At 74.0% G+C, this 14589-nt stretch carries 14 protein-coding genes; 7 read left to right on the top strand and 7 right to left on the bottom strand.

What is annotated here, in order from left to right; translation table 11 throughout:
• Window positions 1–45: 45 nt before the first annotated feature.
• From N7925_RS26000 to N7925_RS25985, 4 genes are all read right to left on the bottom strand, one after another.
• Window positions 46–654, bottom strand: coding sequence for a LysE family translocator (locus tag N7925_RS26000; RefSeq protein WP_274345320.1), 609 nt, complete (start codon window positions 652–654; stop codon window positions 46–48).
• Window positions 651–1466 (bottom strand): EI24 domain-containing protein, encoded by an 816-nt coding sequence (locus N7925_RS25995; protein WP_265601837.1) that lies wholly within the window; start codon window positions 1464–1466, stop codon window positions 651–653. Before N7925_RS25995 ends, N7925_RS26000 begins: the two co-directional genes overlap by 4 nt.
• Window positions 1467–1619: 153 nt before the next feature.
• A complete protein-coding gene (locus N7925_RS25990) occupies window positions 1620–2048 on the bottom strand; it encodes an organic hydroperoxide resistance protein (RefSeq protein WP_069754619.1) in 429 nt (142 codons plus the stop codon).
• 170 nt (window positions 2049–2218) lie between these two features.
• Window positions 2219–3238, bottom strand: coding sequence for an NADP-dependent oxidoreductase (locus N7925_RS25985; RefSeq protein ID WP_274345319.1), 1020 nt, complete (start codon window positions 3236–3238; stop codon window positions 2219–2221).
• A gap of 132 nt (window positions 3239–3370) precedes the next feature.
• Here N7925_RS25985 and N7925_RS25980 point away from each other — a divergent pair, with 132 nt between their 5' ends.
• Window positions 3371–3802 (top strand): MarR family winged helix-turn-helix transcriptional regulator, encoded by a 432-nt coding sequence (locus N7925_RS25980; RefSeq protein WP_274345318.1) that lies wholly within the window; start codon window positions 3371–3373, stop codon window positions 3800–3802.
• A gap of 19 nt (window positions 3803–3821) precedes the next feature.
• On the opposite strand, the gene N7925_RS25975 is transcribed toward N7925_RS25980, so the two are convergent.
• The gene (locus N7925_RS25975) at window positions 3822–4658 is read right to left on the bottom strand and encodes an SCO2400 family protein (protein ID WP_274345317.1); all 837 of its coding nucleotides are present in this window, start codon (window positions 4656–4658) and stop codon (window positions 3822–3824) included.
• A gap of 124 nt (window positions 4659–4782) precedes the next feature.
• Between N7925_RS25975 and N7925_RS25970 the strand changes: the two genes are divergently transcribed.
• From N7925_RS25970 to N7925_RS25960, 3 genes are all read left to right on the top strand, one after another.
• On the top strand, window positions 4783–5352 hold the full coding sequence (locus N7925_RS25970) for a hypothetical protein (RefSeq protein ID WP_265601833.1): 570 nt from the start codon (window positions 4783–4785) through the stop codon (window positions 5350–5352).
• 137 nt (window positions 5353–5489) lie between these two features.
• A complete protein-coding gene (locus N7925_RS25965; protein WP_265601832.1) occupies window positions 5490–6527 on the top strand; it encodes a rod shape-determining protein in 1038 nt (345 codons plus the stop codon).
• Between the two features lie 49 nt (window positions 6528–6576).
• The gene (locus N7925_RS25960; protein ID WP_274345316.1) at window positions 6577–8175 is read left to right on the top strand and encodes a GAF domain-containing sensor histidine kinase; all 1599 of its coding nucleotides are present in this window, start codon (window positions 6577–6579) and stop codon (window positions 8173–8175) included.
• A 22-nt stretch (window positions 8176–8197) separates the two neighbouring features.
• Here N7925_RS25960 and N7925_RS25955 read toward each other — a convergent pair whose 3' ends face one another.
• Window positions 8198–8629 (bottom strand): Lrp/AsnC family transcriptional regulator, encoded by a 432-nt coding sequence (locus tag N7925_RS25955; protein WP_030078115.1) that lies wholly within the window; start codon window positions 8627–8629, stop codon window positions 8198–8200.
• Between the two features lie 147 nt (window positions 8630–8776).
• On the opposite strand from N7925_RS25955, the gene N7925_RS25950 reads away from it, so the two are divergent.
• From N7925_RS25950 to N7925_RS25940, 3 genes are all read left to right on the top strand, one after another.
• Window positions 8777–10000, top strand: coding sequence for a nitrate/nitrite transporter (locus N7925_RS25950; RefSeq protein WP_274345315.1), 1224 nt, complete (start codon window positions 8777–8779; stop codon window positions 9998–10000).
• A 174-nt stretch (window positions 10001–10174) separates the two neighbouring features.
• Entirely contained in the window at window positions 10175–11755 is a 1581-nt protein-coding gene (locus N7925_RS25945; protein ID WP_274345314.1) for an acyl-CoA synthetase, read from the top strand.
• Window positions 11745–13094 (top strand): carboxyl transferase domain-containing protein, encoded by a 1350-nt coding sequence (locus N7925_RS25940; protein WP_274345313.1) that lies wholly within the window; start codon window positions 11745–11747, stop codon window positions 13092–13094. Before N7925_RS25945 ends, N7925_RS25940 begins: the two co-directional genes overlap by 11 nt.
• Before the next feature lie 126 nt (window positions 13095–13220).
• On the opposite strand, the gene N7925_RS25935 is transcribed toward N7925_RS25940, so the two are convergent.
• A complete protein-coding gene (locus N7925_RS25935; protein WP_274345312.1) occupies window positions 13221–14486 on the bottom strand; it encodes an MFS transporter in 1266 nt (421 codons plus the stop codon).
• Between the last annotated feature and the right edge of the window lie 103 nt (window positions 14487–14589).

Below are 14589 nucleotides of genomic sequence, written 5' to 3'. Positions count from 1 at the left end.
TCCCCTCCTTCTTCGGCGCTCCGCCCAGCCTTCTCCTGCGCTCGCTCAGCGGGCCAGGCCCAGGGTGACGCCGAGGCCGACCAGGACCGAGCCGATCGAGCGGTTGAGGGCCTTCTGGCGGCGCAGCATCGCACCGCGCAGCCGGGAGTGCGAGAAGAAGAGCGCGACGAGGGCGAACCAGCCGAGGTGGGCGGCCGACATGAACAGGCCGTAACCCGCCTGCTGCCACAGGGCGGTGTCGGGCCCGACGACCTGGGTGAAGGTCGCGACGACGAACAGGGTCGTCTTCGGGTTGAGGGCGTTGGTCAGGAAGCCGCTGCGCAGCGCCCCGAACGGGGAGAGCCCCGGCCGGTCCGTCAGGTCGACGTCGAGGTCGGCGCGGGCCAGGAAGGTGCGCACCCCGATGTAGATCAGATAGGCGGCGCCCGCCAGCTTGACCGCCGTGAACAGGACGGTCGAGGAGGCGATGAGCAGCCCGACCCCGAGCATCGTGTACGTGACGTGGACCAGGACGCCCGCCGCGACGCCGGTGGCCGCGAGGACGCCGGTGGTACGCCCGTACAGATAGCTGTTGCGCACGACCATGGCGAAGTCGGCCCCCGGCGAGATGACCGCGAGGACGGTGATGGCGGCGACCGCCAGCAGTTCGGTCACGCGGACCACGCCCGGGGGGCCGGTGCGTCACCGCTGCCGGCGGTGCCGGGCCCGGGGCCCGGGTCCGACGCCGCCTCCGGGTCCACCAGGTCGCGGGCGAGGAGGGTGGCCCCGGCGACGGCTCCCGGCATCAGGAACACCGCGACGACCGGGACGAGGAAGGCCAGGGTCAGCGGGACGCCGAAGCCGAGCACCAGCATCCGGCGGCCGCGCAGCAGGACGAGGCGGTCCTTGAGGACCATGCCCCGGCGCTGGAGGGCGACGGCGGTCAGCTCCTCGGCCAGGAAGTAGCCGGAGACGCAGAACCCGATCGCGGGGACCACGGTCTGCCCGATGACGGGGATGAAACCGCAGGCGAAGAGGGCGATCCCGTACAGGGCGACGCGCAGCAGGACGCGCACGGAGTCGCGGGCGGAGATCCACAGTTCCCGCCAGAGCGGCAGTCCGGACTCGGGGACGTCACCGCCCTCGCTGCGGTCGACCTCCTCGGAGAGCGACTCGTAGAAGGGCTGGCCGACCAGGAGGGTGACGGCGGTGAAGGTGATGACCGCGAGGAACAGGCCGAAGACGAAGACAAAAGCGGTCAGCCCGGTGCGCAGGAGTCCCTGCCAGGGCGAGGACCAGTCGTCGGCGAACGGGGTCGCCCAGCCGACGAGGTCGTCGGCTCCGTAGCCGAGTCCGATCAGGGCCCCGGCATAGATGACGAGGGTGACGAGTCCGGGCAGCAGCCCGAATCCGAACCATCGTCCGTGTTGGGCAACCCAGCGTTGCCCCTTCATCAAGTAGCCGAAACCCGCCCCGAGATCGCTCATGGGCGTCAGCGTACTGGCGGGGGAAAGCGGTGAGGACCGCACCCCGGGGCGGGGTGCGGTCCTCGTACGGCGCTGTGGCCGGCGGCGCTGTGGCCGGCGGCGCTGTGGCCGGCGGCGCTGTCGTCAGCGACTCCGTGGTCAGCGGCGCTGTGGTCAGGCGACCGAGAGCGCGACGTTGATGTTGCCGCGCGTGGCGTTCGAGTACGGGCAGACCTGGTGGGCCTTCTCGATGAGCGCCTGCGCGGTGGCGGCGTCGACGTTCGGGATGGAGGCGCTGATCGCGACCTCCAGGCCGAAGCCGCCGGCCTCCGTCTTGCCGATCGAGACCGAGGCGGTCACGGTCGAGCCGGAGATGTCGGCCTTCTCCTGGCGGGCGACGACGCCCAGCGCGCCCTGGAAGCAGGCGCTGTAGCCGGCCGCGAAGAGCTGCTCGGGGTTGGTGCCCGCGCCGCTGCCGCCCATGGCCTTCGGCGGGTTGACGACGACGTCGAGCTGACCGTCGTCGGAGGAGACCCGTCCGTCGCGGCCGTTCTCGGCGGTGGCGACGGCGGTGTAGGCGACGTCGATCTTCTGGATGGTCATGGTGTGAGGATTCCTCCTGTTGGTGCGCCGCGACTCGCGCCCACGGATCGCGACGGCCTGCGGACGAGCCTAACGCGTGACCGCGACCGGCAGGGAGCGGGCCCGGACCGGGGGGCAGGTCGGACCGAGGGGCGGGTCGGACCGAGGGGCGGGTCGGACCGAGGGGCGGGTCAGACCAGGGAGACGATCATCTTTCCGGTGTTCTCACCGCGCAGCAGCCCGACGAACGCGTCGTAACCCTTCTCGATGCCCTCGACCGTCGTCTCCCGGTACTTCAGTTCGCCCGAGGCCAGCCAGCCGGCGACCTCCCGGACGAACTCCGGCTGGAGGTCGGCGTGGTCGCCGACGAGCATGCCCGTCAGGCGCAGCCGCTTGCCGATGATCAGCGCCATGTTGTTCGGGCCGGGGGTCGGCTCGGTCGCGTTGTACTGGGCGATCATTCCGCAGATGGTGGCGCGGCCGTGCACGTTGAACGAGGAGATCGCGGCTTCGAGGTGCTCGCCGCCGACGTTGTCGAAGTAGACGTCGATGCCGTCGGGGGCGGCTTCCCTGAGCTGGTCGCGGACGGGCCCGTTCTTGTAGTTGAACGCGGCGTCGAAGCCGTACTCCTCGGTGAGGAGCTTGACCTTCTCGTCGGAGCCGGCGGAGCCGATGACCCGGGAGGCGCCCTTGAGCTTCGCCATCTGGCCGACCTGGCTGCCGACGGCGCCGGCCGCGCCGGAGACGAAGACCGCGTCGCCCTCCTTGAAGGAGGCCACGTCGAACAGGCCCGCGTAGGCGGTCAGTCCGGTCATGCCGAGCACACCGAGGTAGGCGGAGAGCGGGGCGAGGTCGGGGTCGACCTTGACCGCGTGGATCGCGGGCACGTCGGCGATCTCACGCCAGCCGAGGCCGTGCAGGACGTGGTCGCCGACGGCGAAGCCCTCGGCGTTCGAGGCGATGACCTCGCCGACCGCGCCGCCGTCCATCGGGTGGTCGAGCTTGAAGGGCGGGGTGTAGGACTTCACGTCGTTCATCCGGCCGCGCATGTACGGGTCGACCGAGAAGTACTTGTTGCGGACGAGGACGCGGCCCTCGGCCGGAGCGGCGACCTCGGCCTCGCGCAGCGCGAAGTCCTCGGCCTCGGGCCAGCCGTGCGGGCGGGCGACGAGGTGCCATTCACGGCTGGACGTGGGAAGTGCTGCAGACATGGGCTCGGGTTCTCCTCAATGTCATACGAGGGGGTGTGCTTCCGCCCCCGATGGCGCGGAAAGCTTCATGACATGAAACAACCATGCTCCTGAATATTTCATGATGTCAAGTAAATCGGTACGCTGAGGCCCATGGCCACTCGCACAGACCCCCTGACCCTCGAGGTCGTCGAGCTCATCGGCGCCGTCGTGGCCCGCTACCACGAGGAGTACGACCGGGCCGCCGCCGAGCACTCCCTCACCGGGGCGCAGGCACGGGTGCTCGGGCTGCTCTCGCTGGAGCCCCTGCCGATGCGGAAGATCGCCCTCAGGCTGAAGTGCGAGCCGTCCAACGTCACCGGGATCATCGACCGGCTGGAGACCCGGGAGCTGGTCGAGCGCAGGCCCGATCCGGCCGACCGGCGGATCAAGCTGGCCGCCGCGACGGAGAAGGGCCGGCGCACGGCCCGTGAGCTGCGGGACGCGCTGGACTTCGCCCGGGAGCCGCTGGCGGGCCTCTCCGACGCCGAGCGCACGGCCCTGCGGGACCTGCTGCGCCGGATGCTGGGGGAGGGCGCTCCGTAGGCGTCGCGTCGCGTCGCGCCTACGAGCACCACCACAGGAAGCGGGTGCAGGTCGGGGACGGCGTCGGGGCGGGTGTCGGTTCCGCCGGGGGCGGCGGCGGTGCGGGCGTGGTCGTCGGCTCCCTCGGATCGTCCGGTTCCGGCGGATCGTCCGGTTCCGGTGGATCGACGGGCGGGCTCTCGGGCGCGTCGGACGGGTCCGCGTCGTCGGGGTCCCGGGAGGCGGTGGGCCCGTCGGTGGCGGATGCCTCGGGGCTCGGCGCCCGTGAGGGGCTCCCACGGCGCGTGCCGGCCGGTGAGGCGTCCGCCGCGGGGCCCTTGGTCGCCCCGGCCCGGGAGCCGACCGGGCCGGGTTCGCGGGGCTCGTCGGCGGACGGCTCCTCGGGCGCGGCGCCCGACGGGCCGGACGGCGACTCACGTACGTAGTCGGCGGCGGTGTCGTCCCGCCCGGGCTCCCCGGCCAGTTCCGCGAGGCTCAGGGCGCCCGCCGCGAGGAGCAGCCCGAGGGCTCCGAGCAGGAGGGTCCGGCCGCGCCGACGATGACCGCCGCGGGCCCGCCGCCGCGACGCGGGGCGTGCGTCGGGCCGGGCGTCGGCACCGCGCCGGGCATCACGTCGGGCGTCCAGCCGTGCATCGCGTCGGGTGCCACTGCGGGCGGCGCGTCGGGGGCTTCCCGGGTCGGCGGGCGCGCCCGTCCCGTCCGGCGGCGCGGCTCCGCCCGGCGCGCCACGCACGTCCGGGGCAGCCCCGTCCGGCGCGGGCACGGCGTAGGGGCCCAGTGCCTCGGCGGGCGTACCGCACCCGGCGCAGGCCAGGGCTCCGTTGAGATGCCGTCGGCACGGGTGGCAGTAATCCATGGCGCCCGCAGGTTAGGCGTGCGCGGAAGAACCAGGGAAGCCGCACAGGTGAGGATCTTGTGAGGAAGCCCTGATTCCGGTGACGGCCGGTCCGATACGCCTGAGGCGCGGGAGGATGGGCGGCATGACCGCTCCCGCCCCCTTCGGCCCCCTCCAGTTCCAGCTCGTCCTGCTGCGCCGGATGGCCGACCACCAGCCCGATCTGGTCGAGGAGGCCCGGCACGAACTGAGCGCCTCCCTCGCCGACATGCGGGAGGCCAACCGCCGCTGGCAGGCCATGGTCCGGGCGCCCCGGGGGCGGGGGTCACTGCGGCGCTACCGCTCGGTGCTCGGCGAACCGGAGGCGATCCTGCCGCGCCGGGTCGGGGAGCTGGAGTGCGAGGCGCTGCTGTGGCCGGTGCCGCTCTGGCCCGACCTGCGGTTCGAGGTGATGGCCGGGCCCGGCGGCGCCGTGTGGAACGAGTGGCTGGTGCGGGCGCCGGGCGCGGCCGGACCGGAGCTGACCTCACCGGACGCGCTGCTCCCGTGGTCGTGCACCGTGGACGAGGCGGCCCGCGCCTTTCCCCCGGCCCGGCCGATGGAGGGCAGCGCCCCGACCCGGTGGTCGCTGGCCGTCACCGACCCGGCCACCGGCGGGCAGCGGGTCGCGGAGTTCACCTGGGGCCTCTTCCAGCGGCTGCTTCCGGCCCGCTGAGCTGAGGAGCCGTCAGCTCCTTCTCCCCTTCCGGCTCATCCCAACGCGCGCGACGGGCCGGACAGCGCCAAAGTTGCAAAGAGAGATACCGGCTGCCGCCGGTGCCCCCCTCCATCCGCGCGCTCGGGAGAATCGCCGTGACCGTCAGCCTTGAGCAGTTGCAGCGTTGCCACGTCGCCGTCGATCTCGGGGCCGCGAGGACCCGGGTGTACGTCAAGGGGCTCGGGCTCGTCGTCGACGAACCGAGCGTCGCCGCCGTCAACACCCGTACCGGCTCTCTCATCGCCGTCGGTGCGCTCGCCGAGCAGATGACCGGCCGCACCCCGGACTACATCCGGGTGGCCCGCCCGGTCTCCGGCGGCACCGTCGTCGACATCGAGATGGCCCAGCGGATGCTGCGCCATCTGCTGGGCGACAAGCTCCGCCGCCAACTGCGCCGCAAGCCCCGGCTGCGCGCCGCCGCCTGCACCCCGCACGAGGCCGACCCGCTGGCCCAGCGCGCCACGGTGGAGACCCTGGTCGGGCTCGGCGCCCGCCGGGTCGAGCTGGTGGACACCCTGATCGCGGCGGCCGTGGGCTGCGGGCTGCCGGTCGAGCAGCCGACCGCCACCATGATCATGGTGTGCGGGGCCGCCACCACCCAGATCGCGGTGCTCTCGCTCGGCTCGATCGTGACCGCCGTCCGGTTCCCGGTGGGCGGCAACGCGATCGACGAGGCGATCATCCAGCATCTGCGCCAGCACCATGAGCTGGTGCTCCCGAGCCAGTCCGTGCGCCCGCTCCAGCTGGCGCTGCACGGCAACGGCCTCCAGCTGACCGGCCCCGCCCTCACCGAGATCCACGGCCGCGACGTGGCGACCGGTCTGGCCCGCTCGGTGCAGGTCGACACCGCCGCCGTACGGCAGGCCATCCACACGCCGCTGACCGCGGTGCTCGACGGGGTGGGCAAGGTGCTCCGCGACTGCCCGCCGGACCTGGTGGCCGACCTCGCGGACCGGGGGATCATGATGGTGGGCGGCAGCGCGCTGCTCCCGGGCCTCGACCAGATGCTGCGCGACGCGACCGGGATGCCGGTGCACATCGCGGAGCGTCCCGACGTCTGCTCGGTGCTCGGTCTGGGCGCGATGCTGGACGGCAAGATCCAGCCGATGGTCCTCAACCCGCTGGCGGGGTGAGCGCGTCGGCACGGACCGGGCGGTGGGACGGCCGACGCGGACGGCGCGGATGAAGGGGCCCGTGGAGCCGGGCCCGGCCGCCGCCGGGCGGCTGCCGATGCTCCTGGAGGCGGTCCTCGACGTCGGCAGCGACCTGGAGCTGGGCTCCACCCTCCAGCAGATCGTGGACACCTCCACCGCCCTCACCGGGGCCCGCCACGGTGCGCTCGGCGTGCTGGACCCGGACCGCGACCGGGTCGAGGAGCTGTACACCGCCGGGATAACGGAGGCGGAGCGGCAGCACCTCGACCTCTTCCCGGACGACGCGTCCGCGGGCCCGGCCGCCCTGGTCGAGGAGGGCCGTCAGGACCACCGTCCGCCGCCCGGCCGTCCCCCGGCGCGCGGCTTCCTGCGGGCGCCGATCCTGGTCCGCACCGAGGTCTTCGGACATCTCTGCCTCGCCGGGAAGCCGTCCGGGCCGTTCAGCGACACGGACCGTGCCCTGCTGCGGGTCCTCGCCGCCCAGGCGGGCATCGCGATCGGCAACGCCCGGCTGTACGGGACGGCCCGGCAGCGCGAGCGCTGGATCGCGGGAGCGGCGGCCGTCACCACGGCCCTGTTGACCGGTACCGACGCGGCCGACGCGCTGATGACGGTGGCCGAGCAGGCCCGGGTGCTGGCGGGCGCGTCGGCCGGGGTGATCCTCCAGCCGACGGAGCAGGGCGGGATGGAGATCGTCACCGCGTCCACACTGGACGACCCGGCGGGCATCGTCGGCACGGTGATCGAGCCCGGCTCCGCCGTGCTGGTGCAGCTGCTCGGCGGCGAACCGGTCTTCATCGAGGACTCGGCCACCGATCCCCGGATGACCACCGGCGTACGCTCCCGCTTCGGGCCGAGCATGATGCTGCCGCTGCAGAGCGGCGGGCGGCTCATCGGCACGCTCGCCCTCCCCCGGCGGCGCGGCGAGCGGCCCTACACGGAGATGGACCGGCTGCTGGCGACCCAGTTCGCCTCGCAGGCGGCGCTGGCCCTGGTGCTGGCGGACGCGCAGGCCGACCGGGAGCAGCTCGCGGTGTACGAGGACCGTGACCGGATCGCCCGTGACCTGCACGATCTGGTGGTCCAGCGGCTCTTCGCCACCGAGATGATGCTGGAGTCGACCCGCCGCCGGGCCGCGTCGGAGGAGACCGGCAGCGTCGGGGAGGCCGGGGCCGGCGGCGGGAAGGCGGAGGCGGGCGGCGGGGAGGCCGAGGCCGGTGAGCTGCTGGGGCGGGCCGTGGACGAGCTGGACTCCACCATCCAGGAGGTCCGCACCGCGATCTTCGCGCTCCAGCAGCCGCCGGCCAGGGCCCCGAGCACCTTCCGGGGCCGGGTGCTGCGGGAGACCGGGGGCGCGGCGGCCCTGCTGGGATTCCCGCCGTCGGTGCGGTTCGCCGGGGCGGTGGACACGCTGGTGGGCGAGGAGACGGGGCGGGAGTTGCTGGCCGTCCTGCGCGGGGCGCTGGCCGCCGCGCACCGCAGGCCCGGGCTGTCGGCCATCGAGGTGGAGGTGGACGCGGCGGTCCGGCTGCCGGACGGGCGGACCGGGGTGCGGCTGGTGGTCGCGGACGACGGGCGCGGCGAGGCCGGCCGTCCGACGACGGTGACCTGGCAGGCCCCGGTCTGACTGACCCGGGCGTTCCGGCGGCTCAGTGCTTCGGGGCCGCCCGCAGGGCGATCCGGGTGTTGGAGTGGGCGATGCCCGCCTCGCGTTTCAGCCGGCGCAGCAGGGTGTCCAGCGCCCCGGGGTCGGCGGCGGTGGCCCGTACGAGGTAGTCGTGGCCGCCCGTCACATGGACCACCTCCGTGATTCCGGGCAGCATCAGCACCGAGCGTTCGAACTCCTCGTTCGTCGTGTCGAGGCGCAACGTCACATCGATGAAGACGACCAGGCCCGAACGGGTGTCGGCGGCCGGGTCGACGATGACGGTGAAGCCCCGGATGACCCCGTCGCGGCGCATCCGGCGGACGCGGTCGCCCGCCGCGTTGGCGCTGAGCCCCACGCGTACGCCCAGATCCCGGTACGAGATCCGGGCGTCCTCCTGGAGAATGCCGAGGATTTCCCTGTCCAGCCGATCCATACCGCGATTGTCCCAGTTCATGGCAGTATCGGCTGAGGGAGGCCGCCGGAAGCCCCTGAGCCCCGGGGAGCCCCCGGGCCGCCCACTGTCCCCCGGTCGGCGCAGCCCGGCGGGCCGTGCGGTGCCCCGCGCCCTTGACTGGCTGGTGTGGACACCTCCGTCAAGCAGTCCCCCGAGCCGCCCGCCCCGGCGTCAGCCGCACCGCCCGCGGCGGCGTACCGCAATCTCGTCCTGGCGACGGTCGGCTTCGCGCTGACCTTCTGGGCATGGAACCTGATCGCGCCGATGTCCGGGGAGTACAAGGACCGGCTGGGGCTCAGCTCGTTCCAGCAGTCCTTCCTGGTGGCCGTGCCGGTGCTCGTGGGGTCGCTGGGCCGGATCCCGGTGGGGGCGCTGACCGACAAGTACGGCGCGAAGCTGATGTTCCCGCTCGTGTCGGCGCTGACGATCGTGCCGGTGCTGCTGCTGATCCCGGCGAAGAACTCCTACGGGGCGATGCTCGCGGTCGGCTTCCTGCTGGGGCTCGGCGGGACGACGTTCGCGATCGGCGTTCCGCTGGTCAACTCGTGGTTCCCGCCCGCCAAACGGGGCTTCGCCCTGGGAGTGTTCGGGATGGGCATGGGCGGGGTGGCCCTGTCGGGCTACTTCACCCCGCGCATCGCGAAGCACGGCGACGACCTGCCGTTCCTCGTGGTCGCGGGGGCGCTGGTGGTGTACGCGCTGGTGGCGGCCGTCCTCGTCAGTGACCACCCCGGCCGGAAGGTCCCCACGGACACGCTGGCGCACCGACTCGGCGAGGCCGGGAAGCTGCGGGTGACCTGGGAGCTGTCGGCGCTGTACGCGATCGGCTTCGGCGGCATCGTGGCGTTCGGGGTGTATCTGCCGACGTATCTGAAGACCTGGTACGAGATGTCGCCGACCGAGGCGGGCACCAAGGCGGCCGGGTTCGCCCTGGTCACGGTGGTCTTCCGGCCGATCGGCGGCTGGCTCTCGGACCGGGCGCACCCGGCACTGGTGACCTCGGTGGCCCTGCTGCTGGCCGCGCTGATGGCGGTCGTGCAGGCCTTCGAGCCGCCGCTCGACCCGGTCGGCACGATCGCGCTGCTGGCCATGGCGGCCGGGCTCGGCACCGCGAGCGGCAGTGTGTTCGCCCTGGTCTCGCAGGTGACGCCGCAACCGAAGGTGGGCAGTGTGACGGGCATCGTCGGAGCGATGGGCGGGCTGGGCGGCTTCGTGCCGCCGCTGCTCATGGGCGCGATCTACAGCGCCAAGGACAGTTACGCGATCGGCTTCATGCTGCTGTCCGATCTGGCGCTGGCGGGGTGTGTGTACGCGTACGGGCGGATGCGGACCGTCCAGCGCGAGGAGTGAGGCCTCCGGTACGGAAGAACGGCCGCGTTCCCGCCGGAACGCGGCCGTGGGAGGGTCCGCCGTTCCGGCGGTGATCCCCGCGTCGTACACGCCGAGGGGGCGTCCGGAAACCGACCCGGGGTGACGCTGCCCTCATCGGCACCCGGGTCCGGGCGAGGGCCTAGGCTGCCCGGCGTGACCCTTCTTCTTCCCGCGCTCCAGTCCCCCACCGGCCCGGCGGCCTCCCGGGAGGCCGTCCGCTTCGGTGACCTGTCCCTGAGCTACGGCCGGCTGGCCGGAGCCGCCGACGCGCTCGCCGCCCGCATCGCGGACGCGGGACGGGTCGCCGTCTGGGCCACCTCGACGCCGGAGACGGTGATCGCGGTGGTGGCGGCACTGCGGGCCGGAGTCCCGGCCGTCCCGCTCAACCCCCGTACGGGAGAACGCGAGTTGGCGCACATCCTGGCCGACAGCGCGCCCACGGCCGTACTCGCGGGACCGGACGACGCGCTGCCGCCCGCGCTGGAGAAGCTGCGGCGCGTGACCGTGGACGCGCGGGCGGCGAGCGCTCTCGCGGAGGACACGGCGGACGGGGCCCTTCCTGCCGAGGAGGACCCCGCGTCCCCTGCGCTGATCGTCTACACCTCCGGCACCACCGGCCCGCCCAAGGGCGCCGTCCTGCCCCGGCGGGCCGTCGCCGCGTCGCTGGACGCGCTGGAGGACGCCTGGGGGTGGACCGGCGACGACGTCCTGGTCCACGCGCTGCCGCTGTTCCATGTGCACGGGCTGATCCTGGGCGTCCTCGGCCCGCTGCGGCGCGGTGGATCGGTCCGCCACCTGGGGAGGTTCTCACCCGAGGGCGTGGCTCGTGAGCTGGCCTCCGGCGGCACCATGCTGTTCGGGGTGCCGACGATGTACCACCGGCTGGCGGAGGTGCTGGACGGCCCGGCGGGCGGGCACGGCTCCCCGGAGGGCGGGAGCGGTCACGGCTCCTCGGCGGACGGTCACGGCTCGCCCGCGGCCGGACACGGATTCCCGGCGGACGGCGGTGGACGGGACGCGCTGGCCGGGGCGCTGGCCGGGGCCCGGCTGCTGGTCTCCGGCTCGGCGGCGCTGCCCGTGCACGACCACGAACGCATCGCGGCGGCGACCGGGCGGCGGGTGATCGAGCGGTACGGGATGACGGAGACCCTGATGAACACGGGGATCCGGGCGGACGGCGCCCCGCGCCCCGGCACGGTGGGCCCGCCGCTCGCCGGGGTGGAGCTGCGCCTGGCGGAGGAGGACGGCACGGTGCTCGGCGAGCCCGGGGCGATCGGCGAGATCCAGGTCCGGGGCCCGAACCTGTTCACCGGCTACCTCAACCGGCCCGACGCCACCGCCGCCGCACACACGGCGGACGGCTGGTTCCGTACGGGGGACGTCGGCACGGTCGACGAGGACGGGTACGTCACGATCGTCGGGCGCAAGGCCACCGACCTCATCAAGAGCGGCGGCTACAAGATCGGCGCGGGCGAGATCGAGAACGTGCTGCTCGCGCACCCTGGGGTCCGGGAAGCCGCCGTGACCGGCGAGGAGGACCCGGACCTGGGCGAGCGGGTCGTGGCCTGGGTGGTCGCGGCCGACCCCGGCTCCCCGCCCGCCGCCGAAGAGTTGGCGGACCATGTGGCGGCCCAGCTGGCCCCGCACAAGCGCCCGCGCACCGTGCACTACCTGGACGCCCTGCCCCGCAACGACCTGGGCAAGATCATGAAGAGGTCGCTCCGTGCCGGCTGACTCCCCCGCCCGGGCGACGGCCCGGGAGACGATCGCGCTGCTCACCGGCGCGGCGGGCTTCACCGAGCACCGCCCGCCGCCGCACCCCCTGCCGCCGGACGGCCCGCTCGGCTGGGCGGGGTACGACGCGGCGCGGGAGCGGGCCGCGGCCCGGACCGGCGAGGAAGAGTCCGTGGTGTACGGCACCGGGGTCGTCGGCGACCGCGCGTGCGTGCTGCTCGCCTTCGAATTCGGTTTCCTGGGCGGCTCGTTGGGCCGGTCGACGGGTGACCGGCTGGCGGCCGCGTACGAGCTGGCCCTGACCCGGCGGCTGCCCCTGCTCGCGCTCGTCGCCACCGGCGGCAGCCGGATGCAGGAGGGCATGGTCGCGCTCACCCAGCTCCAGCGGGTGGCCGCCGCCTCCACCCGGCTGCGCGCGGCCGGGCTCCCGCAGATCGCGGTGGTCCGCGACCCGACGACCGGCGGCGGCTGGGCCACGGTGGGGGCGGGCGCCGATGTGGTGCTGGCGCTGCCGGGCGCGCAGGTCGGCTTCGCCGGGTCCCGGGTACGGCCGGCGGACGCGAATCCTTACGCGTACAGCGCCGAGGGGCAGTTCGCAGCGGGACAGGTGGACGCGGTCGTCCCGCCCGGCGAGCTGGCCCGGGCGCTGACGCACTGGCTGCGCGCGCTCGGCCCGCACGGCACGCTCCCCGCCGCCGCGCTGCCCCGCGCACTGTCGGCGGCCCGCCTTCCGGGGACCGGACGGGAGGCGGTGGCGGCGGCCCGCGACCCTCGGCGTCCTCGCGCGGAGGCGTATCTGGCCGACTACTTCGGCGTCCGGCTCCCCCTCCACGGGGACCGCTGCGGCGGTACGGACCCGGGGCTGCTGTGCGGCTTCGGGCTGCGCGCGGACGGGCTGCCCGTCGCGTACGTCGCCCAGTGCGGGACACCGACCCGCCCGGCCGGATACCGCGCGGCGGCCCGGACCATCCGGCTGGCGGACCGGCTCGGCGTCCCCGTCCTCACCCTCATCGACACCCCGGGCGCCGCCAACGACGCCGAGGCGGAGCGGGCGGGCGCGGGCGCGGCCATCGCGGACGCCTTCGCGGCCGTCGCGGCGGCCCGGGTGCCGGTGACGACGCTGGTGATCGGCGAGGGCGGCTCGGGCGGGGCGCTGGCCCTCGCGGCGCCGGACAACACCCATGTCACGGCGGACAGTTACTTCTCCGTCATCGCCCCGGAACTGGCCGCCGCCATCCTCAAGCGGCCGCCGTCGGAGACCGGCGCCACCGCGGACCAGCTGCGGCTGCGCCCGCAGGACCTGCTGGAGCTCGGGTTCGCCCGCTCGATCGTGAGCTGAGCGGGGTGGCGCGCCGCCCGGACCTCCGGGCCGGGGCTGGGCAGGGGCTCTGGCTGGGGCCTGGGCTTGGGCTGGGCAGGGGCTGAGCCGGGGCTCTGGCTGGGGCTGAGCCGGGCCGGGGCTGGGCTACGGCTGCGGGTCGTGGGCGTCGTAGCGGGCGAAGGCGCGCCACTTCAGCGCGAGCAGGGCCACGCCGGTCACGCAGAGGACGCCGCCGCCGGTGACGGCGACGGCCGGGGTGGCGAGGTCGGCCACCGAGCCCGCCAGGAAGTCCCCGAGGCGGGGGCCGCCCGCCACGACGACGATGAAGACGCCCTGGAGCCGGCCGCGCATCTCGTCGGGCACGGCCGCCTGGAGCATCGTGTTGCGGAAAACCATGGAGATGGTGTCCGCGCATCCGGCGAGCGCCAGGAACAGCAGCCCCAGCCAGAGGTTGCGGGTGAGCCCGAAGACGGCGATGGCGACGCCCCAGGAGCCGACGGCCAGCAGGATCGCGAGCCCGTGCCGCCGGATCCGGCCGAGCCAGCCGGAGAACACACCGCCGAGCAGCGCGCCGAGAGCCGGGGCGGCGACGAGCATGCCGGTGGTCCGGGCGTCACCCCCGTACCAGAGGACGGCGACGACCGGGAAGAGGGCGCGGGGGTGGGCGAGGACCATCGCGCACAGGTCGGTGAAGAAGGTCATCCGCAGATTCGGCCGGGTCCCGAGGAAACGCAGCCCGTCCAGGACGGAGGCCCGCTTGCCCGTGCCGCCGTCCTGCCGCTCGGGCAGCATCGAGGGCAGCCGCCACATCGCGTACAGGGAGGCGGTGAAACAGACGGCATCCACGGTGTACGCGGAACGGTAGCCCCACCAGCCGACGATCAGGCCTCCCAGCATCGGCCCGACGAGCATTCCCGTCGTGCTGGTGATGGAGTTCAGCGCGTTGGCGGCGGGCAGCTGGTCGGCCGGGAGCAGCCGGGCGATCATCGAGGCGCGGGCCGGTGCGTTGAGGGCGAAGCAGACGGCCTGCAGGGCGACGACCGCGTACAGCAGCCCGACCCGTTCGATGCCGACGACCGTCGCCGCCACCAGGACGACGGACAGGAGAAACGACCCGGCGGCGCTGAACAGGCCGAGCTTGCGCCGGTCGACGGTGTCCGCGACGGCCCCGCCGTAGAGCCCGAACACGACCAGCGGCACGAGTGAGCAGAACCCGATGAGCCCCACGGAGAACGCGGACCCGGTGATGTCGTAGACCTGGAGCGCGACCGCCAGCGACGTCATGCCCTGGCCGATCCAGGAGATGGTGTTCCCGAACCAGAGCCGCCGGTAGTCGGGCGAGAGCCGCAGCGGGGTGAGGTCGGCGAATATGGGGGCGCGGCGCCCGGGCGGTTCGGTCGTTTCGGTCACAGGCGATGTTGACATGCTCCTCGGGCTGAAGCCTGAGGATTCTGGCCTTCCCTTGCCGGGTGCTGTGCCACTTCGCGGCACGGTGGTGGGTGGGGGATTCCGT

Source organism: Streptomyces sp. CA-278952, from assembly GCF_028747205.1.
Lineage (GTDB): Bacteria > Actinomycetota > Actinomycetes > Streptomycetales > Streptomycetaceae > Streptomyces.
The sequence above is the reverse complement of the archived record's forward strand: the minus strand, read 5'-3'. Positions and strand labels throughout refer to the sequence as shown.

Bases quoted from the DNA above. Each gene is read 5' to 3' on its own strand.
- N7925_RS25995 (WP_265601837.1), bottom strand. From the start codon at position 1,466: ATGAGCGATCTCGGGGCGGGTTTCGGCTACTTGATGAAGGGGCAACGC.
- N7925_RS25990 (WP_069754619.1), bottom strand. From the start codon at position 2,048: ATGACCATCCAGAAGATCGACGTCGCCTACACCGCCGTCGCCACCGCC.
- N7925_RS25985 (WP_274345319.1), bottom strand. From the start codon at position 3,238: ATGTCTGCAGCACTTCCCACGTCCAGCCGTGAATGGCACCTCGTCGCC.
- N7925_RS25980 (WP_274345318.1), top strand. From the start codon at position 3,371: ATGGCCACTCGCACAGACCCCCTGACCCTCGAGGTCGTCGAGCTCATC.
- N7925_RS25975 (WP_274345317.1), bottom strand. From the start codon at position 4,658: ATGGATTACTGCCACCCGTGCCGACGGCATCTCAACGGAGCCCTGGCC.
- N7925_RS25970 (WP_265601833.1), top strand. From the start codon at position 4,783: ATGACCGCTCCCGCCCCCTTCGGCCCCCTCCAGTTCCAGCTCGTCCTG.
- N7925_RS25960 (WP_274345316.1), top strand. From the start codon at position 6,577: ATGAAGGGGCCCGTGGAGCCGGGCCCGGCCGCCGCCGGGCGGCTGCCG.
- N7925_RS25955 (WP_030078115.1), bottom strand. From the start codon at position 8,629: ATGGATCGGCTGGACAGGGAAATCCTCGGCATTCTCCAGGAGGACGCC.